The following is a 20,437-nucleotide window of genomic DNA, read 5'->3' on the forward strand; positions in this document are numbered from 1 at the left end:
CCCGCGGAGCGGGTCCCACAGCGCTGCGCGCTGTGCCAACGAACCGCTTCGCTTCGCTCAGCGGGAGGGTGCTTCGCACCCTCAAGGCCGGCCCTTCGGGCCGGTGTCCTACGCTGCGCTCCGGACGGTTCGGGGCTCCGCTTCGCTCCACCCCGAACGGCCTGCTGCGCAGGCCAGAGTGACCCCGTTTCACGGGGTCCGGGCCTACGGCCCGTTGAGCGGGTCCGCTCCGCTCCCCCGCCTGGGGTCCTTCCGGCTCCGCCTCCAGGACCAGCCCGCTATCGCGGGCGGCCAGCAGCAGTGGAACCTGGGGGTGTCAGTCGCGTTCGGCGTAGCCGTTCGCGATGAGCAGGGCCTTCCCCATCAGCTGAACAACATCCTCAGAGAGGCCCCAGCAGTCGTAGCGCAGGGAGATGGGAGAGTACCCGTACAAACTGAGGGCGAAGCACATGACTATCAGTTCCTCCCCGTGCTCCCCCGGCTCCCCTGCCTCAATCGCAGCGCGAAGCCTCGGGGCCTCGAAGCCCGCCCACACCTCGCCCTCATCATCGATTCCCCCGACAACGTACTGACGCAGCCGCAGATCCTCCAACCAGACACCTGTCCCCTCCAACAGCCGGACAGCCGGACAGCCGCTTCCAAAGGCCACACGCAGTCCGTGCCACGCTTCAAAGCCTCCAGAAAGCCCGCAGAAGACATCCCAGAAAAGTCGATCGCTCCACCAGGGTAGGCAGCCGGTTCAGACCCAGCCGCTCAACGGCGGCGGGGTCGGGTCGGGCTGTTACTCCCATGACCCGCCCGACATGAAGACGGCGGTCATGGTTGTGACCTGTTCGTCGATCGGGACACCCCATCGCCCGGCAGCCGCGGTAAGTGCGGCCTTCACTTCTGCCGACGGCCGGCCCCAGTGCGCCATGACGACTTACTCCCAGACCATACGGAGCCTCATCGTCTGCTCCACCATGTGCAGGATGTCGACCTCGTCTCGCGAGGAGCGTTCCATGCCATTCCCCCGTTAGGTACCGTGACGCTCTCGAAGAGAGTCATCACGTCGGTCAATCTGACCGAGCACAACCGTCTGCATCGCAGCCTTGACGTAGTGAATGCTTCATTCTGAAACACAGATTGACTCGGGAAAACAGGGCAGGCACTGACCCAGAGTCATCCGGACGACTGTCGCGGAGTAGTCCGGCTGCTAGGCTCCGCCGCCGAATCACCGCTGACCCTTGGGGGGACATATGGACGACCGGCGCATACACAAGCTCAGAGCGGCAGCCCTGGCAGGAACTGTGGTCCTCCTCGGATCAGGCTGCTCCTCGGTGAGCGGCAGCACTCACTCGGCCGGCGCCTCCCTCCAGACCGCGATGCCGACCACAGCAGACGGCAATCCCAGCCCCGCAGCGGCACTTTGCCATGCCCTCATTACTGCCCAAGACCTTCCGCCGGGCTTCGCCAGCTCCTCCACGGCATCTCCTTGCGATGACGATCCCAAGCTCCAGGCCACTGGCTTCAAAGGGCAGAACAGCGGCCTGGAAATGATCAAGGAGCAGCTCGCACGCGAAGGCAGCGCCGAAGATGCCGCCGCTCGGCTCCCGCAGCTCGTCACCGAGCTCAACATGCTGGCCCATGATCCATCAGAGCAGGACCCGGCACAGTTCCGTGACCTCGGAGACGAGGTTCACTACTTCACCCAGCAGCACGAGCAGACTTACTGGAACACCCTCTACATCAGACGCGGAAAGCTCCTCATCTACCTCAGCATCACCAAATACGGCCCCTTCACGCCAGCAGACATGCACCTGCTCGCGTCGAAGGCCGTCAAGCGAACCACGTCCCTGACATGAGACCACGACACGACCGCCCCTGACTGAGTGCGTTGTGGCAAACCGGATCTTGTTCGAGCGGCGCGGGGCATCGGGCTCACCCAGCACTCCGGCGCCGCCGGGTCGTCGGCTCACCCCCCTCCCCCGGCCTGTCCTGCGACGAATACCCCTTCGCATCCACCAAGGAAGGCGGCACCACCCTGGGCACCTTCTACCGCGGCTGGGCCTGGGTACCCAGGGCAGAGCAGAACAGCCAAGGCGGCCTCCTCAGCTCCTTCTACCGCACCAACCGCGTCCTGGAAGACGACCCCTTCTGGGTCAAAGCCTGACCAACACCCCCGCCCAGAGCCCGGCCCGGCCAAGGCCTCCCCCACCGTCCTCACCCGGACCGCAAGGAGGCCAGCCGGCCCGGACCCCCGCCGACTGGAGAAGCGCACATGACGACGCTGCTGGTCCGCACCGACTTCACCCAGCCCCACGCATGGCAAACCCTGCTCACCACGGTCCAGACCCCGAACTCGCACGGCTTCCTCGCCGACACCACCACCCTCACCCACGACGAGCTCCCGATCCTCGTGATCGACCGCTCCGAGGAACCACCCCAGCACCTGCGCGTCACCGCCGACCAGCTCTGGTCCATCGACAACAACCTCACCCTCGGCAACATGGACTACGAAGAATTCACCGAAGCAGCCCACGACGACGGCGTCTTCCGAGGCTTCTGACCGCCCGAAACCGCCAGCCCACCGCCGACCCAGCCCGGGGTACCGGCAGTGGCTTTCCCGCTCTGAGCCGGCCCCACTTCTCCGGCCCCAGTTGGCTCTTACACACATTCGAGTCCTCTGTGCCGAAGCTCCGCTCCGCACGTCAGACGGCGGGCCAGGGAACCGGAGTCGAATCCACGACGGTCTGGGGCCGCTTGGAGCCGGAAAACCGGGGCCGCTTCGGGGTGCGGGAAAGCCACCGCAGCGTGGCTCTGCCAGCCGGCCGGGCGGCGGGCACAACCCGGGTCAGGCCGCTACGGAGCCGAAGTCGCGTTTCGCGGCCGCAGCCCGGAATCTGGTCACCAGCGTGTGATGCGCAGACTCGCGGAATCTCGGCAGCCGAACTTGCCGTCCGCATGGGGCTGAGCCGGGCGGAGCACCCAGCCGATCACCGATGCCAGGTGCGGGACCTCACGGCCGGGATCCCCGTCCACTCCCTCGTACGGGTCGAGCCTGCGTCGTCGGCGAACCGTCCCACGCTCACGCCTCGCTCATGGCCGCCAGCCGCGCGCGTACGGTCTCGGCGTCGGGGTGGTCGAGGCCGTCCAGCAGCTCCAGGGCACGCAGCCACGCCTGCCGGGCTGCCTGGGGATCGCCGACGGCAAGGTGGTTCTCGCCGAGGTGGGTCAGGGAGTCGGCCTCATTGGATGCGTCTCCCACCTCACGGCACCCCTCGGCGGACCGCTCGTAGCAGTCGGCCGCGTCGGCGTGCCGCCCCATGTCCTGGTGGATGGAACCGAGTGTGCCCCAGGCGAGGGCCTGGCCGCGTCGGTCGCCCAGTTCTTCGAGGAGGGCGATGGACTTCGCACACATGTCGAGCGCCATTGCGTGGTCGCCCAGCAGGCCGTGGAAGTAGCTGACGTTGTTGAGCGCTCTGGCCTCTCCGAGCTTGCTGCCGACGGCACGGAAGAGGTCGAGCGCCTGTCGGTTGTGGTGCAATGCGTCCTCAGGGCGGTCACGCCACTCGAACACCGCCGCGAGGTCCACGTGGGTCTCCGCCTGCCCCACCGTGTGGTCCAGCGCTGCGAAGAGATCGAGTGCGTCCTTGAGGTGCTGGTCGGTTTCGGCTCTCGCGTCCTCACCTTGCGCGAGGTGGAGGGCTTTGCCGAGGCTGCGGTGGGCGTGCGCCTGGGCGGCCAGGTCGCCCAGGCGGTGCGCGGCTTCGAGCGCCAACGTCTGCGTCTCGGCCAGATCGCCCCAGTGCCCACTCCAGAAGAGGAACGTTTTGGCGGAATAGGCGAGGTGCCAGACGGAGAGGTGCAGCTCGCAGGCTGCTGCCTGGCGGACAACCGCCAGGAGGACGGCGTGCTCGGCGGTGAACCACTCACGGGCCGCCGCCAGGTCGGCCATGGCTTCGGGACGGACCCGCGGTGACGTCAGGGGCGGGGCGTCGAAGGGCTCCAGCTGCGGGTTCATCCGCAAGGCCCCCGTGCGGGCGCTGTGCAGGTAGTGGTCGACGAGTCGTGCCACGGCCCCGCTTCGGTCGGTGGCGGGCTCGACCTCGTCCGCCAGCTCTGCTGCGTAGGCGCGCAGCAGATCGTGGAACGCGTACCGTCCCGGGCCGCTCTCGTCGATCAACTGGGCCTGGGTCAGCTCGGCGATCAGTGCGCGGGTCTGCCGCGGGGGAAGTCCGGAGAGGCTCGAGGCGGCGGCTGGGGTGATGGTGGGGCCGGGGTGGATGGCCAGAAGCCGGAACAGGCGGGCCGCGTCGGCACTCAGGACCTTGTACGACCACGACAGGACGGCGCGAAGATCGCTGCGCGCGTCGTGGCCGGCGAAGGCGTCCAGCCCCTGGGCGTGGCGCAGTTCGACCGCGAGGGCGGTCATCGTGAGGTCCGGTTGGAGGGATGCCCGGGCGGCGACGACGGCGAGCGCGAGCGGTAGCCGTGCGGTGGCTTCGGTGATCGCGGTCAGGGCCGTGGGGTCGGACGTCGCGCGGCCGTGGCCGATCCGTGTGCCCAGCAGTTCCTCGGCTTCCTCGGTGGAGAGCAGGTCCAGGGGGACGGGATGGGCGCCCTCGACCGCGACGAGCCCTGGGAGCAGGTCGCGGCTCGTGATGACCACGATGCTGTCCGACGAGCCGGGGAGCAGAGGGCGGACCTGTTCGGCGTCCCGGGCGTTGTCGAGGAGGATGAGGTAGCGCCGTCCGGCCACCAGGCTGCGGAAGAGGGCGGTCCGCGCGTCGACTGTTGCCGGGATGCGGGCGTGCGGTACGCCGAGGCCGTCGAGGAATCCGCGCAGCGCGTCCGCCGGCGTCACCACTGCTCCGCTAGGGCAGAAGCCGCGGAGGTTGACGTAGAGCTGGCCGTCGGGGAACCAGTCGCGGACGCGGTGCGCCCAGTGCACGGCGAGTGCGGTCTTGCCGACGCCGCCGGTGCCGGTGATGGTGACGACCGGGGTGGTGCCGGGCCGGCCGGCGGCCCTGTCGAGGATGGCCGAGAGTTGGGTCAGTTCGCTCCGGCGTCCGGCGAAGGTGAAGCCTGCCGGGGGGAGTTGCGCGGGCGTGGCTGCCGTGGGGAGGCGGGCGGGCGGGCCGGCGGGGAGGGGCTGGGCCGGTGTGCTGCCGGCGGGGGGCTGCGCTGCAGGGGTCGCGCGTTCGGCCCGGCTGGAAGTGGGTTGCCCGGTCGGGGTGGGCGGCTCGTCCTGGTGGCTGCCTGTGAGGATGCAGCGGAAGATCCGCTGGATGCTGGGCGAGGGGTCGATGCCCAGTTCGTCGGCGAGGTTCTCGCGGAGCCGGTGGTAGGCGGCGATCGCGTCGGCGGTGCGGTCGGCCCGGTGCAGGGCGGTGATGAGCTGCCGGTGGAACGGCTCGCGCAGGGGATGGTCGGCTGCGTGCCGCGCCAGCTCGGCGCTGATCCCGTGGTGGCCTCCGGCCTGCAGCTGGGCGTCGTAGTGCCATTCCAGCGCTTGCAGCCGGGCTTCGTGCCACCGCTCGCGAGATGCATGCGCATCGGGCAGGTCGGGCAGGTCGGGCAGTGGTTCCCCCCTCCACAAGTTCAGCGCGGCGGCCGTCTCGCGGCGTACGGATTCCCAGTCCTGGCTCACGAAGGCGGTACGGGCCCGGCCGAGGTGGCCGTCGAAGACCTGGCAGTCCAGCTCGCCGTCGGCGACGTGCAGGCGGTAGCCCAGCGGCGTCGCGTGCAGCCGTTCCTGCCGTTCTCCCCCGTCGGAAAGCACCCGGCGCAGGCGCGCCACCAGGTTGTGCACCGCGGCGGCACCCGAGGCCGGCGGGGCCTGGTTCCACAGGGCGTCTTGGAGCCTGTCCGTGGGCACCGGCTGGTTGGCGTGCAGGAGCAGTGTCGCCAGCAGCGAGCGGAGCTTCGTGCCGGTCACCGCGATCTCGGCGGAGCCGTCGTGCACGCTCAGTCGGCCCAGTACGCCGAACCTCATCTGGCACCCCCTGCCGGGGTCCCGCCCCGCCCCGCCCCCATTAACGATCTTCGTGCCATGTTAGCGCCAGGTGAGGCGCCCCGAACATGATCGATCCATAGGGGCCGACCCAAGGCCCTTCTGTTGGGCGGGGGTTGCCGCTGGGTACGCCCGCGGCTCCGCCTCCCTCCGGCACACAGTCACGCATACGGGGGTTCGTTACATGCTCGTGCAACATCTGAAGAAGGCTGCTGTGGTCGCCCTTGCGGTTCCCGCCCTGACCATGACGGCGGTGCATCCGGCGGCGGCCGCGACCAACCAGGTGACGTGGACCGACCACGCCACCGACGGCTGCATGTACTGGTGGTTCGGGCCCGACGGCAACTTCAGCGTCAACACCAAGATCCCCTCGTGGAACTCGGGCTACACGTGCGGAGAGCCGGATGACCGCAAGACATGGACCGAGTCGCAGTCCGGCCTGGAGAACTCCGACGGGGCATGGACCATCAGCCCGGGAACCGACACCCGGTTCTGCCTGGCGAGCTGGTACGCCGACGCCAACGGCGTCGGATCCGTCTACATCGAGCCCTGCTCCAGCCCCCGCAATTACTACCAGCAGTGGTACGAGGTCAAGGACGGCGACCGCTGGCGCCTGGTCAACCGCCAGACCGGTCTCTGCCTGGACAGCAACAGCAGGGCCGAGGGCAGCGGCGCCATGGACAACAAGGGAGCGGTCTACACGATGCAGTGCAACGGCGGCGGCAACCAGCGCTGGTACTGAGTCCGGCCAACGCGCGGGAGTCGACCCCGCGCGCTGCCGGGACTCCGCACGCACCATCTCAACCAATGATCCGCTCTCTTACTACGGAGAAGACAGAAGTGTCGTTCAGCAAGCGTTCGGCGGGCAGGATGCTCGCCACCGCCGTCGCCCTCCCCGCACTGGTCATGACGATGGTCCAGCCGGCCGCGGCCGCAGACAACGAGGTGACGTGGACCAACCGCGCCACCGAGGGCTGTCTGGAGCACGTCTACAACGACAAAGGCGGCTTCGAGGTCAGGAGCAACATCACCTCGTTCGCCTGCAGTATGACCGGCAAGAAGTGGACCGAGTCCCAGTCGAACCTGCAGAACGCGGACGGCGCCTATTCGATGAGCCCCCCCAGTGCCCCCAACTGGTGCATGGCGAGCTGGTACGCCGACGCGAACGGCGTCGGCTCCGTCTACATGGAGCCGTGCGACAGCCCCCGCAACTACTACCAGCAGTGGTACGAGGTGAAGGACGGCGACCGCTGGCGCTTGGTCAACCGCCAGACCGGCCTGTGCCTGGACAGCAACAAGGACGACGGCCTGGGCAACGGCTACGGGGCCGTCTACACCATGAAATGCAACGGCGGCAACTACCAGGCCTGGGATTGACCACACCGGGCGGCGGCGTCCGCCACCCGAATCCCGCGAGGGCCCAGCTCGGGGACCTCGGCCGAGGGTGGGCAGCCCGGCCGAGGTGGACCTCACGCTCTGCCCGCAGCCAGCGGCCCGGCCCTTCTTGAGGATCCCGCGGGCCCGGCGCGCGCCACTCTCGCGCCTGATCGACTCGGCCGGCCTGGCAGTCCTGCCGCCAGCACACGCACCGCTCGCCCGCACCGGCGTACGGGACGCCGTGGCGGACCAGCCCGCCCGCAGCCCAGCCCAGCCCGGACACACGACAGCGCGGGCCCGCCAATGGTGATGGCGGGCCCGCGCTGCGGATTGTCGAGGATTTCAGACCGGGATGAGCAACGCGGGCGCCGATGCGACGGCTACTGGCTGCGTAGGTGAGAGCGGGGTTCTGGCACAGATGTTGGGGAGCCATCGCAGAGGGTGATGGGGTTGTTCGATTGAGAGGGTCCAAACCCCGGTGGCTCGACGTGAGGGCTCACCTCGTACCCTCCGCATATGAGTGATGATCCGTTCCTGTGCCGCTGTGTCCTCTGCCATGACTACGGCGACCGGGACGAAGCAGACCGTATGGATCTGACGGTCATCGAGCATGTGCAGCAGCACGGATGGCACGTCGTGATGGTTCCCGAAGACGAGATCGGTCCTGGATTCGCCTACACGATCGGCCTCGCGCACACGCACGGCGGACCTGAACTCGCCATGTTCGGGCTCGATGTCCACGCCATGCACCGCATGCTCAACACCCTCGGAGAGAAGTCCGCTGCGGGTGAAGCGCTGGCGGACGGCCAGAGCCATCCTGATGTCGTCGACGGTCATCGAGTCGCGCTCAGGCAGGTCGATCGCGGCTGGTACCGGACCTTCTTCGGGCAGGCCATCGGGTTCTACCGGCTGCCGCCTCTCCCCGTGCTGCAAGTCGCGTGGCCCGATGCCGAGGGGCGTTTCCACTGGGACGAGCAGGCTGACGAGAGGCATCGCGAGTCACAGCCTCAGTTGTGGCTGCCTCCGCGTGACCATCCTGTCGGGATCTGGACGACGGAACTCTGATCTGGGACGTGGCGGGTGGCGAGCCGGCACCCGGGTGATGCGCTATTGAAGCAAGATCATCTTGCGTAAAAGTTCGAATCCGGCCCGCCCGTAGAGCTGTCTCTTGATCTTCTTGATGCGGTTCACGGCGCCCTCGATGCTGCCCGAACTCCAGTCCAGGGTGAGGCCGGCAGTCACGGCGTCGAGGTCCCGGCGCAGGTGGAGTGCGAAACCGGTGAGTCCGGGCAGCCGGCTGGCGTCGACTGCGTCGATCCAGGTGGAGAGCGTGGCGCCGAGGCGGTCGGTGAGTATCTCGCCGAAGTCGCGGACGTGTCCGGCCGTCGTGTCCAGTTCGGGACAGCGGGCCAGGACGTCCTTCAGGCCGGCCCGGTCCTCCTCGGTCAGGGCCGTGGGATGTCGGGTGATCCAGCCGGTCACCTGCCGCACCGTGGGCGGCCGCGGCGGTGCGGCGGACGGAGCCCCGCGCAAGGTGGCGATGTGAGCTCGGACCATGCCGTAGGTGACGGGAGCTTCCTCGGCGACCAGCTCGCCGTGGAGTTGGGTGACGCTGGTGCATCCTTCAGTAAATCGTCGTTCCAGGTAGGGCTTGTAGGGGTCCAGCCTGCTGGGCCGGGGGCGGTTGTCGCGGATGGTGTCCTGCCAGCGTGCGGCGTTCGTGTACCGGAGCACGGTGTTGAGGCCCCAGGCCAGGTGCCGGGCGATCGCCCGGCGTGAGTGGCCCTGGGCAAGCATCTCGTGGACCAGGGCGTGGGCGGCCTTCTTCCGTTCGGCCCGCCGGCCGATGGGCGCCGAATCGTCTTGCGGCCGACCTGAAGCCCGTCCGGTGGCTTCCGGCTGCATGCCGCTGGGCGTCGGGTTGCGCAGGCAGTCGCGGTGGGCAGCGACACAGGTCTCCACGGGCCCGGCCGAGGCCCTGCCACAGATGGAACCGGTCGGCGACCTGCAGAGCATCGGGAGCGCCGCGCCGGGCGCCCTCGGCGTAGGCACCCGCCCGGTCCCGGCAGATGATCTCCACGCCGGGGTGGCGGTCCAGCCAGGCGGCCAGCGGCCCGGCTTCCCGGGTCGGGAGCACATCGACCACCCGGTGGTCTTCGACACTGGTCAGAACGGTGGAGTAGTTCTGGCCGCGACGGATCGCGAAGTCGTCCACGCCCAGCACCCGCGGCGTGCTGAACCGTGGATCGGGCAGTGCCATGACCCTGCGTAACAAGGTCATCCGTCCCGCACCGAAGCCCAGCTGGATCGCCAGCCGAGCGCCGGCCCGCCCCGCCAGGGCCATCCCCACTTGACCAAGGGCGTGGTTGAGCCGCGTGGTGAACCGCGCGTGCGGGACAGTCAGCCGGGAGAACGGCTCGGCAAACGTCCGGCGCGGGCAGCCTGCCGACCCACAGATGAAACGCCTGACCGTCAGCCGGATCACAAAGCCCTGATCAGCGAGCGGAAGGTCCTTCAGCCTGCGCTGGTAACGATCGTGGATTCAATCCGAGAAGCTGCCGCAGTCCGGACATGCCGCCGCAGCCGCGCGGCCTCTCGCCATCACCTCGACCGTGCCGAACGCGGCCGTGACCGCCTCGACCTCCACCTCGTCGATCCCCTCGAACACCAGCGAGTCCCAGAACAGCGCGTCGGTCTGCATGACCAGCACCATCACCGTCCACAGCCGACCAGAGCAGCGAACGGAATGAACCTGAGGGAGCGTCACTTTCGGCTGCCAGGCGACAAGGCGTACGCCGTCTCGCACGAGCCAGTCCCTCGCAATCGAACAACGATGTCACGCTCCGCGACGGCTCCCCAAGATCTGTGCCAGAACCCGCTTTCGAGGCTCTGGTCCACATTCTGTGGAGGCTCACGGACGGTGATGTCAGTGGGGTGTGGTGGTATGGCCTGACTCTGCCGTTGACCTGCTGGGAGGCCACTGTGATGCCCGCGTACCCGTCTCTGACCCACGCCTTGGCCGAGGCTTTGGTCGGCGCCCTGTGGTTCATCGAGGGCAGCGAAGACGAGCAGATGGACCCGGACGATGCCGTGAAGGTCCTAGAGGGCGTCACCCACCTGTTCAGCCAACTCTCAGCTGATCAGCGACAGGAGCTGATCGACCTGCTCAGGGCGATGGCCGAGGCCGAACCCGATCTGGCCCGCCGGGAGTTCTTGGAAGGGTTCCCGGAAGGATTCAGGCTTGTCGAGGACGAGGCTTGAGTGGGGTTTCAGGAGTAGAGCAGGACGCGCTTTCGTAGCAGGTCGAATCCTGCGCGGCCAAACATCTGACGTTTCAGCATCTTGATCCGGTTGACATGACCTTCGACGACTCCAGAGTTCCAGGGCAGCGAGAGGCCGGCGATGACGGCATCCAGGTCCCGTTCGAAGTGGCGGGCGAACGACTGGAGGGCGGGAAGGTCGGCGGTGCTGGCGGCTTCGATCCATTCAGGCAGCCGGTGACCTTCCAGCTGGGTGAGCATGCGGGCGAACGAGCGCACGTGTGCCGCCAGGACATCGAGTTCGGGGCACGCGGCCAGGACAGTCTTGAGCTGGATTCGATCTGGTTCCGGCAGAGCGTCGGGGTGGGTGAGGATCCACCGCGTAACGGTGCGGGCCGTCGGCGGCCGCGGGCCGATGGGCTGGGGACTGCCCCGCAGCACGGAGCGGATGTAGTCGCGGACGCTGGCGTAACCATGCGAGTAGCCCTGCTCCTTGACCTCCTCCCACAGCTGCCAGGCGTTGGTGCAGCCGTCTTGCCAGCGGTCATGGAGATAGGGCTTGTAAGGGTCGAGGGCGGTCCGGCGGTTTTGCCACTGACCGGTGAACAGAGCCTCAGGCGTAGCCGCGTCGGCGAACCGTAGGACGGTGCTGTGACCCATGCCGAGTTGCCGGGCGACGGACCGCTTACTGTGCCCGGCGGCCAGGAGCGCGTGGACGGTCGCGTGCTTGGCGCGGGTGCGCTCGGCGAAGCGGTGGCCCGTAGGCCATGGCTGCGAAGGTAAATCAGGCGTCGTTTCTGCCTCGTCCGGCTCCGCCGGCTGGACCGGCGCGGGCCGCAGGCAGCCGCGGTGCCGGTAGACACATTTCTCAGCGGCCTGACCAAGGTTGTGCCACAGATGCCACCGGTCAGCGACCTGGAGGGCCTGCGGGGCGCCGCGGGTAGAGCCCTCGGCGTAGAAGACGGCACGGTCCCGGCAGATGATTTCGATGCCGGGCCGCTTCGCCAGCCACGCTGCCAGCGTGTGGGCCTCGCGATCCGGCAGCAGGTCCACCGGCCGTCGAGTCTCGACGTCGACGAGCACGGTGCCGTAGATCCGCCCCCTGCGCTGGGCATACTCGTCGACGCCCACTACGCGGGGCACCACTGCCGCAGGATCCGGCAGCGAGGCGATCAGCCGCAGGAGGGTGTTGCGGCTGACCGGTGCGCCGAAGACATGGGCCATCCGGGCGCCAGCACGGCCAGCCAAGGCAAGGCCGACGGATGCGAGGGCCGAGCGCAGCCGTTCGGTTCGCCTTCCGTACCGGCGGGTGAGGCCAGGTATCTGCTCGGCAAAGGTCCGCCGAGGGCAGGCAGTCTCAGTGCAGGAGAACCGGCGGACCCTCAAGGACAACACCACATGCTGGCCAGCGGTCGGAAGATCACGAGGAAACCGCAGATACGACCCGTGCACTCGCACTGACCACAGTCCACAGCTTGGGCAGGACGCCCCGCCCATCGTCGACCGGGCCTCCACCCGGACACCGGCCTCCGCCACCTCGACCGCCACCACGTGGACGCCCTGCACCGATGCGAGCAGCACTTCTTCGAGCGTTGTCCGTACTTCGTTCACGCCGAAGCACTCTTGGCCAGCCCCCACTCACCGCAGGCGATTTCCGGGCGACATCGCACGGCATGCATCGAAGATCAACAGTCACGCTGCGTACACGCCCACAGAAAGTGGACCAGAGCCGCTTTCGACCTATGCAGCTACTTCCGCGAGGAGTACGACACCGAGCCGACCATCTTCACCTTCGAGAACGGCACCTACGGACCGCTGAAGCTCTGCTCGGATCCGCCGGCTGAGCTGCCGAAGAGGTTGCAGAACAAGCTCATGGCGCCGACAGTACGCGGGCCGCGGTCGCCGGCGGGGAAGCGGGGTGCACCGGGCCGCGCGGTAAGAGCTTCCTACTCCATCAAGACCGGCGGCGCAGCCGCCGCGGGTGATGACCTCCCCCCATAACCAAGGTGGGGCATCGGAGCCATCGGTCATGTCTCTTGCGTGGCTAAGAGGTCGTTTCTTTTGGCTGTCAGTGCGGTGTGAGAGCCTCCGGGCATGAGCTATGACCTGGCGGTGTGGGAAGGCGAGCGGCCGGCGAACGACAAGAGCGCCTGCCGCGCCTTCAGGGACCTGTACGACCGCTATCTCGACGGTGAAGTTGTTGAGCCTCCGTCCGAACGCATCACGGCCTACGTCGCGGCGCTTCTTGAGCGGTGGTGCGACATCACCGAGGACGAGAACGAGACGTCGCCCTGGTCGGTCGGTCCGCTGATCGCCGGTGCAAGTGGTCCGCTCATCTACTTCGGGATGGCCTGGAGCAGGGCCGAGGAAGCGTCTGCCTACGCGGCGGGCCTGGCGGACTCGATGGGGCTGCTCTGTTTCGACGTGCAGCAGGACCGCCGCAGGACCTGAGCGGGGTGACCAATCGGCGATGGCTGATCAAAGCCGCGGCGATCCCGACGAAGGCGAGGAAGTGTTCGGCCTTGCGTTTGTAGCGCCGGTGGAGGCGTCGGCAGCCGGCCAGCCATGACACGGTCCGTTCGACGACCCAGCGATGGCGGCCCAGACGCTGCGAGGACTCGATGCCCTTGCGGGCGATCCGGTGCCGGATCCTCCGGCCGCTGTCGGCGTTCGCGTGAAAATGCACAGCAAGGTACGGGCGAACGTGCACATCGCGCCGTACGCCACAGCACCGGGGCCCCCCGATTGTCTGACCCGCCACCCTGAAGTCGCGGGCGGCCCCAGTGCTTGTCACCACGGCCGGTACGCCGTGAACGGCCGAACGCCCTGGCCCCAACGCACCGCGATGACCCGGTCGCGGTGACGGAGCAGCAGGTTCCCGCCATGGATGTCGTCGTGGAAGCTGCGGTCGTCCTTCTCCTCGCCGTCGGTCGTGTCAAGGACGTATATCTCGTCCTTGCCCTTGCGGGTGGCCAGCAGTAGGTCCAGCCGGCCGGCCGCCGCATGCATCGCGTAGATGCTCTGGTTGCTCCCCCACGGGTCGGTCCGCCACAGTTCCCCGCCGCTGGCCAGGTCGAAGGCGACTACCCGCTCCGCCGAGTAGGAGCGGGTCGAGTAGCGCGCGACTGCGAGCAGTCGGCCGCTCTCGACTGCCACCCTGCCGGGGTCGCCCATCACCAGCTCCCCGTAGCCTCCGCCGGACTCGATCCGGCCCTGGGCCCGGCCGTCCGCCCCGAAGGAGAGGAAGGCGCCGCCCTTGGGTCCCGAGCCGATCCGCATCACCACCGGGTCAGCGGACAGGAAGACCGCACCCTCACCGGGCGACACGGCCCGCCGGGTGCCCAGCGGTACGGTCCAGCGCTCCCGGCCGTCGGCCGGGTCGAAGGCGGCGAGCTTCTGCTCGGTGCCGTCGCAGGCGAGCAGGGCCAGCACCTGTCGCTCGGTTGCCGCGACCCGGTGCGGGGCGCAGCCCTGCGGTAGGGCGGCCTGCCAGCGCGGGGCACCGGTGCGCAGGTCGACGGCGCGCACCGCGTGCGCGGTCTGGCTGAAGCGGTCCTCCAGCCCGGTGACCGCCGACGAGGCGCCGCCGTCGCGGAACACCGCGAGCCCTCCGCCGGCCGCGACCAGGTCCGGCTCCGGGAGGATCAGCCCGACGCCCGGCACCCGGGAGGTGTGCCACAGCTCGCGCCCGCCGACCAGGTCGAGCGCGGTGACGGTGTCGCAGCCCTTCCCCGGCGTCACCGGGGCGGTCACCGACGACGAACCAGACTCGCCATGGGCGATCAGCCCGATGCCGTCCACCGCCGTCGAAGCGACCGCGCAGATCTCCGACCGCCCCGGGACGGTGTACTCCCAGCGCCGCTTGCCCGAACCGGCGTCGAAGCCGGTGACCGCGTCGAACCGGCTGCGGACCACAGTGTCGCCGACCAGCCAGGCACCGTTGCCGTGTGCTTCGGCCTTGCGGTCCTCCGGGGTGTCCCAGGCGACGCTCATCGAGTCGCCCGGCAGAAACCCCATCGTGCCGAGGACCAGCGCGACTAACCCCCCGACCACTCCGAGCACGATGCCGACCGCCAGCAGCAGACCGACCAGCGCCTTCCAACGCGCCACCGGCTCCCGGTCACCCCTCACCCGCCCAGCCATCCTGCCCCCATTGCGTCACAGCCCGTCGAGGCCCACAGCCTAGCCAGACGGCTCCGGACACCTACGGGCCGCCGGCGACGTGAACCGCCTGCGGCTGACCAGATACCGCAGCCGTGACGACAGGCAACCGGAGCCCCTGCTACGGCCGCCAGTCGCCCGGCGTGTCCCGCTGCCGCGACGGCCAGCACTGAGCCGCCGCGCCCAGCCCACCCTCAACAAGGTGCTCACCAGCCCAGACAACTATCGGCGCTGTGCACGTTCAGCTGTACCTACCTGTGCACGTTGCCGTGTACGCCAACAGCCGCGGAGCCAACGCCGCAGGTGGTCGTGGTCGTAGCCCTTGTCCGCGTGGAGCTTGTCCGGGCGACGGCGTCGTGGCCCGCGTCGAGAGCGTATCGGCGGGATACCGCGAACGAGCGGCTGCAGACCGAGGCTGTCGTGCATGTTGGTACCGGAGATCCCCAGCGACAGCGGCAATCCATTCCGGTCGGTGATCAGGTGGATCTTCGATCCCAACTTGCCGCGGTCAGTCGGATTCGGTCCTGTCAAAGGCCCCCTTTTGCGGCCCGGACGCTGACCGAGTCGATTGCGCACCGCGACCAGTCCAACTCACCGCGGACCCCAAGCTCATCGAGGATCACCCGATGGAGTCGGGCCCAGACCCGCTGACGGCTCCACAGGGCGAACCGTCGGTAGACCGTCTGCCAGCACGGCCCGAAGACCGGCGGAAGCTGCCGCCAGGTGCACCCCGATGTAGCCACAAAGATGATCGCCGCCAGAGCCTCCCGGTCACCAGCCCGCCGCCGACCACCGCCCTGCGGTCGTGTGACCTCGGTCGGCGGCACCACACGCCGGAACAGTTCCCACAACTCATCCGGCACCAGCCGCTCAACCAGATCCGCCATGCACGGTTCAACGACCAGGGCACGCCATAAGAAACGACGTCTAAGTAGTCGGTCCTCGATAGTTCGCCCCCCGCCCGCCAGCGACTCGCCCGCAGAGACAGCAGGCAATCGACGCGCTTGAAGACTTCGAAACAGTCGACCAGCCCGACCCGCAGTGGTGCCCACCCGAGTTAGTCCCGCACCTCCGGCCCTTGCCAAACGATGTGACCCAGAGCACCGACGGCCCGCTGTCAGTCGGTCGGCAGACCTTGAACACAGGAGTTGCGGAGCTAACCCCCCGGTCCTCCACCGTGTCGCCAGTCCCCACTCGGCGGGCCTTTTCACGACTCACCAGAGGACCAACCCATGAACCCCGAACTGCTTATCGCCATTGCTGCTGCTACACCCGCGATCGTCGGTCTGGCCATCGTTTGCGCAGCCTCGATCGTCTGCATCGTTGCGATCTGCCGCGCGCACCGCAGCGAGACCGTGACGGTCGTACGTGCCCTGCCTGAACTCGCGGCCACTCTCCTGCGCTACCGAGGCAAGCCCCGCAGGTAGGCACGACGGGTATCAGTAACTCCCAGATCGCAGCGGACTACGCCCACCGTCCAATTCGTACGTTGGTCCGGTGACTGGTGACTGGACGATGCTCCATCCCCCCACGTGTCGTGCGCAGAGTAGATGTCAGTGCGGCGCAGGGTTGTATCAGTGAGCAAGCCGCGGTGGGTACACGCAGATGTGCAACTCGGGCGGGAAGCCGGTTGTCGGCGACGGTTGAAACGGACCCTCTGACGGCGTATCAAAACTGACTCATGTGGTGATCTTCGTCTGATCCTGGCTTTGGTGATCAAGGTCAGGAGGGAAGAGGTGATCCTTGTGGAGGACTGGGCAGAGATCCGACGGCCCGGCGGCACCCGCACCGCGTCCCGCCCCGCGCCCGTCTTCGACTTGGCCGGCTCCCACGAACAGACCTCGGACTACGCGGTGCCGTGGTGGAGGCTCAACGTCTTCCGCTCCCTGCTCCTCGCCCGGCTCGGCGACGAGAAGGCCGCGACCGAGGCGCAGGACCAGGCCCTCCGCGAACTCCCCGCCACCCTGCCCCGCTTCGCCACCCACCTGGAACTCCACCGCGGGTTGATGCTCGCCCGCTCCGGCGACCAGGCCGGGGGCATCGCGCACGCCGCCGCCGCCATGGACGCACTCCCGCCGGAAAAACACAGCCTCAGGACCGCCGGCACCGCAGGTGCTCGGCCGCCGAGGGAGTCCGGAGTACGGGGGGCTGGGCGGGCGGCAGCGAGCCGTCCGCCCGGACCCCGGCCAGGCACGATCAGGCACCGGGCCTCGCCCGTACACGCCGTCTCGGCACTGGCCACCCGCACCCTGACCGGCCCCACTGCCGTGCCCGGACGGCCGCCGCTGCGGCGAGGCCAAAAGTGCTGTGCCCCGCCTCCGAGCGGGCGAGGCGGGGCGCAGTCGTTAGGTTGGCAGGGCGTGGGGCCCGGTCAGTCCCAGGTGGAGTCCTGGATGTTGAACCTGCCGGGCTTGGACTTCTCGTTGGAGAACCGCAGCCGGTCACCCTCGACCACGAGCGGGCGGCCGGTTTCGCGGTCCTTCTGCCAGATCTCGTAGTAGGCGCCCATGTCGTAGAAGGTGATCTTGTCGCCCTTGGCGGACTGGGGGCGTACCCAGCCGTTGCTGGAGTCGATCCACTTGCCGTTCTCGGTGGCGCAGGTGACCTGGAGGTAGCCGCCCCAGTGCCCGTCCTTCTCCCACCCGCCGTCGGCGACCTTCACCCACAGGGTCGGGTTCTGGTCGTGGATCATCTCCGACTCGGTCTTGGCGACCCACTTGCCGTCGACCAGCTTGTGGGGATCGGGTACCTCATTCACCCCGAGCCCGTTGTCGTCCGTGAACCGCACCGTCGCCTCAGGGGTGCGCCACGGCCGGTACCGGGTGTCCGGGAGAGAGGCCTTCGACGTCACCACCCCGTAGACATCCCAGGCGAAGGTTCGCTTGTCCATCTCGCTGGTGGAACGGAAGGTAGTCCGCAGGTACTCCTTCAGTGCCGGCTCGTCGGCGCCGATGACGTCCTGGACCATCCGGACGATCTTCCGCCACGGCTCCCCCGCAGCACCGGTCTCCGCCTCCTGCGTCCAGCGCGCGTCCTCCGCTGCGGCAGCCTCTTCGGCCTCTTTCAGCTCTGCCCGGCGCGCAGCCTCCGCCTCGGCTGCCTTCTTCTCCCGTTCCAGGCGCGCAGCCTTCGCCTCGACGTCCTCCTCGAACAGCCCCACCTCCAGACCCACATCCAGACTCAGACCCCCGGACTCCAGATCCGGCAGAGTCATGCGGTCCGACCGACCCGGGCCGGCCGGGGGACGCAGCCGCGCCTTGATCAGGTCGTTGATGCGGCCCTTCTTGCCCGCCTCGTGCTCGGCCTCGATCCTCGCGACCTCCGTCGGATCCAGCGTCCGCTCCTCCGTCGGCGCGTCCGGGTCGTGGAAGATGATGAAACTACGCCTGCGCAGGTACCCCATGGGTGAACCTCTCCTCGTCAACATTTCGTTGCACCGCAGGCGACGCTAGACGATCAAGAAACAACGAAATCCAGGCCACCCCGGGCTTCACACAAACGAGCGAAACAAAGCCATACAGGTTGACCGGCACCCCAGGAAGCCAGAACGGAAGCGGGCCGGACGCCGGTCACGCGGAACCTTCCTCCGCAGGCCCGGCGGAACCGCATCACCTGACCGCTCAGGACCATCGCGGCACATACAGACGTGGCGCGGGCCTCTCCACCGGACGGAGGGGCCCGCACCACGTCATCGGCAGCTCAGAGCGGAGCATGGGCGCAGTAGACGCGCACGGTCCGTTCCGCAACGCACACCGCGCCGCCCCAGGATCATCGTCCGGGTGGCACCGTGGCGGTAGCGCAGGTCGACGATGTCGACGAGACGGCCGCCCGCCAGTACCTGGTCGCCGACCCGCAGTTCGGTGGGCGGGCAGTCCACCGCGCTGCGCCCCGGCGGGACCCGCACGGCTTCCGGCTCCCGCGCCGCAGGCCGCTTGCCCGCCGGCTCGCACGCCACGGTGCGAGCGATCCACTGGAACCCGCCCGCGTCGACCAGGCGCACCACGAGCGGGGACGGGTAGATCCCGACCACTTCGCCGCGTGCCTGCCGGTCGCCGTCGAACACCATCTCGCCGACGCTGAATCGGTGGCGGCCGGTCACTGGTGCCCCTGCGCCGCGCAGCGCTTCATGAGCACCTGCATGTCCGTAACGACCGTGCCGCGCAGCGGCCCGGTCGCGGTGTCGCGGCGGCGGGCGTAGTCCTGGCAGCGGGCGCAGTCGGGCGGGGCGGTGAGGGAGGCCGGGGGGAACAGCTTCAACGCCTCGGTGTGGGCGTGGATGTGGTCGGTTGTTGCCATGGTGCACCCCGTTCGCTGGTCGGGCTGGTGCCTTTACTTTCGGCCCGGGAAAAAACTCCGGGCAGGGGCAAAGCTGGGGGCAAGATGGGCGCATGGACATCGGGGAGTTGATCCGCGACCTGCGTACTGCGCAGGGTTGGTCGCAGGCCCGTCTGGCCGATGAGATCAACCGCGCCGAGGGCACGACTCTGACGCGCGAGTACGTCGCCCGGTGGGAGCGCGGGAAGTGCGCACCGCGCGGGTTCTATCTCGCGGCCTTGTCCCGGGTGCTGGATGTGCCGTTGGCCGTCATGGAGGACCCCATGCTGCGCAGAGAGTTCCTGACCGATGTGGCCGGTACGGCCATAGCCCCCGTGGTCGCCTCCGACCTCCTCGCGAAAGGGTTCGCCGCCCGACTGGCCGGGGGCCTTCGGCGGAGGCGTGGGAGGCCAAGCTTGCGGCGTACGGGACCGACTACATGTCCATGGGCGCGGCCGACATCCAGCGCCGCGTCTCCGGCGAACTCGTCATCGTGCAACAGCAACTCGACCAACCCCGACTGTGGTCCGTGGCCGCCCGGCTGATGACCCTGTATGCCAAGACGTTCCCCGGATCCGACGGGGCAGCGGCCGTGCGCTGGTACCGGATGGCCGCGAGCGCCGCCGACGAGTCCGAGGACCCGGCCGCGCGAGTGTGGGTACGCGGGCGGGCGGCCATCGCCCTCGGATACGAGGGGGCATCCCTCGGCGTCGCCGACGTCCTCGCCGACCAGGCCCTCGCCCTCTCCGAACGGCCCTCGCTCGGGCTGCTCAACGCCATCTACGGCAAGGCCCACGCCGCCGCCCTCCGCGGCGACCGGGCAACCGCCCTCGACCTCGACGCGCGAGGCCGCAGAGTCTTCGACGCGGCCGGCTCGCACGAACAAACCTCGGACTACGCGGTCCCGTGGTGGCGGCTCAACGTGTTCCGCTCGCTGCTCCTCGCCCGCCTCGGCGAGGAGCGGGCCGCGACCGAGGCGCAGGACCGGGCCCTCGCCGAGCTCCCCGCGAGGCTGCCCCGCTTCGCGACCCACCTGGAGCTCCACCGCGGGTTGATGCTCGCCCGCTCCGGCGACCAGGCCGGGGGCATCGCGCACGCCGCCGCCGCGATGGAGGCCCTGCCGCCCGAGAAGCACAGCCTGACCTTGCGGATGCTGGTCAACGAGATCCGGGCCTGACTCCTGGCAGTGGGCCGGCGGATGCGGCCGGAGGACCCCGACCGGGTTCGGAGGTTTTTTGTCGCATCGCGGGCGAGTCGCATACGTTGATCTTCATGTACAGGGGGATGGAGTTGGCGGGCCGCTACCGGCTCGAGAGCCGGCTGGGGCACG

18 protein-coding genes and 5 pseudogenes are annotated in these 20,437 nt (G+C 68.7%); 11 read left to right on the forward strand and 12 right to left on the reverse strand.

The annotated features are described in order from the left end of the window. Nucleotides 1-316: 316 nt before the first annotated feature. Nucleotides 317-649: a hypothetical protein gene (locus ACZ6Y1_RS36845; RefSeq protein WP_469640434.1), complete on the reverse strand. Its 333-nt coding sequence runs from the start codon at nucleotides 647-649 to the stop codon at nucleotides 317-319. A 670-nt stretch (nucleotides 650-1,319) separates the two neighbouring features. Between ACZ6Y1_RS36845 and ACZ6Y1_RS36850 the strand changes: the two genes are divergently transcribed. The 3 genes from ACZ6Y1_RS36850 (at nucleotide 1,320) to ACZ6Y1_RS36860 (ending at nucleotide 2,548) form a co-directional block, all read left to right on the forward strand. Continuing rightward, a complete protein-coding gene (locus ACZ6Y1_RS36850) occupies nucleotides 1,320-1,844 on the forward strand; it encodes a hypothetical protein (RefSeq protein ID WP_469640436.1) in 525 nt (174 codons plus the stop codon). A gap of 32 nt (nucleotides 1,845-1,876) precedes the next feature. Continuing rightward, a complete protein-coding gene (locus ACZ6Y1_RS36855; protein ID WP_469640438.1) occupies nucleotides 1,877-2,152 on the forward strand; it encodes a NucA/NucB deoxyribonuclease domain-containing protein in 276 nt (91 codons plus the stop codon). Between the two features lie 108 nt (nucleotides 2,153-2,260). Continuing rightward, nucleotides 2,261-2,548, forward strand: coding sequence for a DUF6924 domain-containing protein (locus ACZ6Y1_RS36860; protein WP_469640440.1), 288 nt, complete (start codon nucleotides 2,261-2,263; stop codon nucleotides 2,546-2,548). 519 nt (nucleotides 2,549-3,067) lie between these two features. On the opposite strand, the gene ACZ6Y1_RS36865 is transcribed toward ACZ6Y1_RS36860, so the two are convergent. Further along, complete coding sequence (locus ACZ6Y1_RS36865) at nucleotides 3,068-5,977, reverse strand: AfsR/SARP family transcriptional regulator (protein ID WP_469640442.1); 2,910 nt, start codon at nucleotides 5,975-5,977, stop codon at nucleotides 3,068-3,070. Between the two features lie 202 nt (nucleotides 5,978-6,179). Here ACZ6Y1_RS36865 and ACZ6Y1_RS36870 point away from each other — a divergent pair, with 202 nt between their 5' ends. From ACZ6Y1_RS36870 to ACZ6Y1_RS36880, 3 genes are all read left to right on the forward strand, one after another. Further along, the gene (locus tag ACZ6Y1_RS36870; protein WP_469640444.1) at nucleotides 6,180-6,737 is read left to right on the forward strand and encodes an RICIN domain-containing protein; all 558 of its coding nucleotides are present in this window, start codon (nucleotides 6,180-6,182) and stop codon (nucleotides 6,735-6,737) included. A gap of 98 nt (nucleotides 6,738-6,835) precedes the next feature. Then, on the forward strand, nucleotides 6,836-7,372 hold the full coding sequence (locus ACZ6Y1_RS36875) for an RICIN domain-containing protein (protein ID WP_386473494.1): 537 nt from the start codon (nucleotides 6,836-6,838) through the stop codon (nucleotides 7,370-7,372). 516 nt (nucleotides 7,373-7,888) lie between these two features. Then, on the forward strand, nucleotides 7,889-8,437 hold the full coding sequence (locus ACZ6Y1_RS36880; RefSeq protein ID WP_469640447.1) for a DUF4262 domain-containing protein: 549 nt from the start codon (nucleotides 7,889-7,891) through the stop codon (nucleotides 8,435-8,437). 42 nt (nucleotides 8,438-8,479) lie between these two features. On the opposite strand, the gene ACZ6Y1_RS36885 is transcribed toward ACZ6Y1_RS36880, so the two are convergent. From ACZ6Y1_RS36885 to ACZ6Y1_RS36895, 3 genes and pseudogenes are all read right to left on the reverse strand, one after another. After that, the gene (locus ACZ6Y1_RS36885; protein ID WP_469640466.1) at nucleotides 8,480-9,334 is read right to left on the reverse strand and encodes a transposase; all 855 of its coding nucleotides are present in this window, start codon (nucleotides 9,332-9,334) and stop codon (nucleotides 8,480-8,482) included. Between the two features lie 61 nt (nucleotides 9,335-9,395). After that, nucleotides 9,396-9,857: pseudogene (locus ACZ6Y1_RS36890) on the reverse strand (transposase); the annotation flags it as partial. 57 nt (nucleotides 9,858-9,914) lie between these two features. Continuing rightward, nucleotides 9,915-10,088 carry a hypothetical protein gene (locus ACZ6Y1_RS36895; RefSeq protein WP_469640449.1) on the reverse strand — a complete coding sequence of 58 codons (174 nt, stop codon included), beginning with the start codon at nucleotides 10,086-10,088 and terminating at the stop codon, nucleotides 9,915-9,917. A gap of 269 nt (nucleotides 10,089-10,357) precedes the next feature. Here ACZ6Y1_RS36895 and ACZ6Y1_RS36900 point away from each other — a divergent pair, with 269 nt between their 5' ends. Further along, nucleotides 10,358-10,633, forward strand: coding sequence for a hypothetical protein (locus ACZ6Y1_RS36900; protein ID WP_329028443.1), 276 nt, complete (start codon nucleotides 10,358-10,360; stop codon nucleotides 10,631-10,633). A gap of 8 nt (nucleotides 10,634-10,641) precedes the next feature. On the opposite strand, the gene ACZ6Y1_RS36905 is transcribed toward ACZ6Y1_RS36900, so the two are convergent. Then, entirely contained in the window at nucleotides 10,642-12,243 is a 1,602-nt protein-coding gene (locus ACZ6Y1_RS36905) for an ISL3 family transposase (RefSeq protein WP_469640451.1), read from the reverse strand. A gap of 483 nt (nucleotides 12,244-12,726) precedes the next feature. Between ACZ6Y1_RS36905 and ACZ6Y1_RS36910 the strand changes: the two genes are divergently transcribed. Further along, the gene (locus ACZ6Y1_RS36910) at nucleotides 12,727-13,083 is read left to right on the forward strand and encodes a hypothetical protein (RefSeq protein ID WP_469640453.1); all 357 of its coding nucleotides are present in this window, start codon (nucleotides 12,727-12,729) and stop codon (nucleotides 13,081-13,083) included. A 16-nt stretch (nucleotides 13,084-13,099) separates the two neighbouring features. Here the strand turns inward: ACZ6Y1_RS36910 and ACZ6Y1_RS36915 are convergent. From ACZ6Y1_RS36915 to ACZ6Y1_RS36925, 3 genes and pseudogenes are all read right to left on the reverse strand, one after another. After that, nucleotides 13,100-13,288 (reverse strand): annotated as a pseudogene (locus ACZ6Y1_RS36915) (transposase); the annotation flags it as partial. Between the two features lie 134 nt (nucleotides 13,289-13,422). Next, nucleotides 13,423-14,742 carry an outer membrane protein assembly factor BamB family protein gene (locus ACZ6Y1_RS36920; RefSeq protein WP_469640455.1) on the reverse strand — a complete coding sequence of 440 codons (1,320 nt, stop codon included), beginning with the start codon at nucleotides 14,740-14,742 and terminating at the stop codon, nucleotides 13,423-13,425. Nucleotides 14,743-15,081: 339 nt separating this feature from the next. Further along, nucleotides 15,082-15,680: pseudogene (locus ACZ6Y1_RS36925) on the reverse strand (IS5 family transposase); the annotation flags it as partial. Between the two features lie 345 nt (nucleotides 15,681-16,025). On the opposite strand from ACZ6Y1_RS36925, the gene ACZ6Y1_RS36930 reads away from it, so the two are divergent. Together ACZ6Y1_RS36930 and ACZ6Y1_RS36935 are read left to right on the forward strand one after the other, a co-directional pair. Further along, nucleotides 16,026-16,220 (forward strand): hypothetical protein, encoded by a 195-nt coding sequence (locus ACZ6Y1_RS36930; RefSeq protein WP_469640458.1) that lies wholly within the window; start codon nucleotides 16,026-16,028, stop codon nucleotides 16,218-16,220. Between the two features lie 381 nt (nucleotides 16,221-16,601). After that, nucleotides 16,602-16,886: pseudogene (locus tag ACZ6Y1_RS36935) on the forward strand (XRE family transcriptional regulator); the annotation flags it as partial. A gap of 278 nt (nucleotides 16,887-17,164) precedes the next feature. On the opposite strand, the gene ACZ6Y1_RS36940 reads toward ACZ6Y1_RS36935, so the two are convergent. The 3 genes from ACZ6Y1_RS36940 to ACZ6Y1_RS36950 all read right to left on the reverse strand — a co-directional run bounded on the left by ACZ6Y1_RS36940 (nucleotide 17,165) and on the right by ACZ6Y1_RS36950 (nucleotide 19,089). Further along, complete coding sequence (locus ACZ6Y1_RS36940) at nucleotides 17,165-18,196, reverse strand: hypothetical protein (RefSeq protein ID WP_469640460.1); 1,032 nt, start codon at nucleotides 18,194-18,196, stop codon at nucleotides 17,165-17,167. Between the two features lie 285 nt (nucleotides 18,197-18,481). Continuing rightward, the gene (locus tag ACZ6Y1_RS36945; protein WP_469640462.1) at nucleotides 18,482-18,892 is read right to left on the reverse strand and encodes a hypothetical protein; all 411 of its coding nucleotides are present in this window, start codon (nucleotides 18,890-18,892) and stop codon (nucleotides 18,482-18,484) included. After that, a complete protein-coding gene (locus ACZ6Y1_RS36950; protein ID WP_469640464.1) occupies nucleotides 18,889-19,089 on the reverse strand; it encodes a hypothetical protein in 201 nt (66 codons plus the stop codon). The genes ACZ6Y1_RS36945 and ACZ6Y1_RS36950 overlap by 4 nt, the downstream gene beginning before the upstream one ends. A gap of 92 nt (nucleotides 19,090-19,181) precedes the next feature. Here ACZ6Y1_RS36950 and ACZ6Y1_RS36955 point away from each other — a divergent pair. Next, nucleotides 19,182-20,284 (forward strand): annotated as a pseudogene (locus tag ACZ6Y1_RS36955) (helix-turn-helix domain-containing protein). Nucleotides 20,285-20,437 lie beyond the last annotated feature (153 nt).

Source organism: Streptomyces sp. NPDC053432 (assembly GCF_055585365.1).

Bases quoted from the DNA above. Each gene is read 5' to 3' on its own strand.
- ACZ6Y1_RS36950 (WP_469640464.1), bottom strand. From the start codon at position 19,089: ATGGCAACAACCGACCACATCCACGCCCACACCGAGGCGTTGAAGCTG.
- ACZ6Y1_RS36940 (WP_469640460.1), bottom strand. From the start codon at position 18,196: ATGGGGTACCTGCGCAGGCGTAGTTTCATCATCTTCCACGACCCGGAC.
- ACZ6Y1_RS36870 (WP_469640444.1), top strand. From the start codon at position 6,180: ATGCTCGTGCAACATCTGAAGAAGGCTGCTGTGGTCGCCCTTGCGGTT.
- ACZ6Y1_RS36900 (WP_329028443.1), top strand. From the start codon at position 10,358: ATGCCCGCGTACCCGTCTCTGACCCACGCCTTGGCCGAGGCTTTGGTC.
- ACZ6Y1_RS36865 (WP_469640442.1), bottom strand. From the start codon at position 5,977: ATGAGGTTCGGCGTACTGGGCCGACTGAGCGTGCACGACGGCTCCGCC.
- ACZ6Y1_RS36910 (WP_469640453.1), top strand. From the start codon at position 12,727: ATGAGCTATGACCTGGCGGTGTGGGAAGGCGAGCGGCCGGCGAACGAC.
- ACZ6Y1_RS36930 (WP_469640458.1), top strand. From the start codon at position 16,026: ATGAACCCCGAACTGCTTATCGCCATTGCTGCTGCTACACCCGCGATC.
- ACZ6Y1_RS36860 (WP_469640440.1), top strand. From the start codon at position 2,261: ATGACGACGCTGCTGGTCCGCACCGACTTCACCCAGCCCCACGCATGG.
- ACZ6Y1_RS36880 (WP_469640447.1), top strand. From the start codon at position 7,889: ATGAGTGATGATCCGTTCCTGTGCCGCTGTGTCCTCTGCCATGACTAC.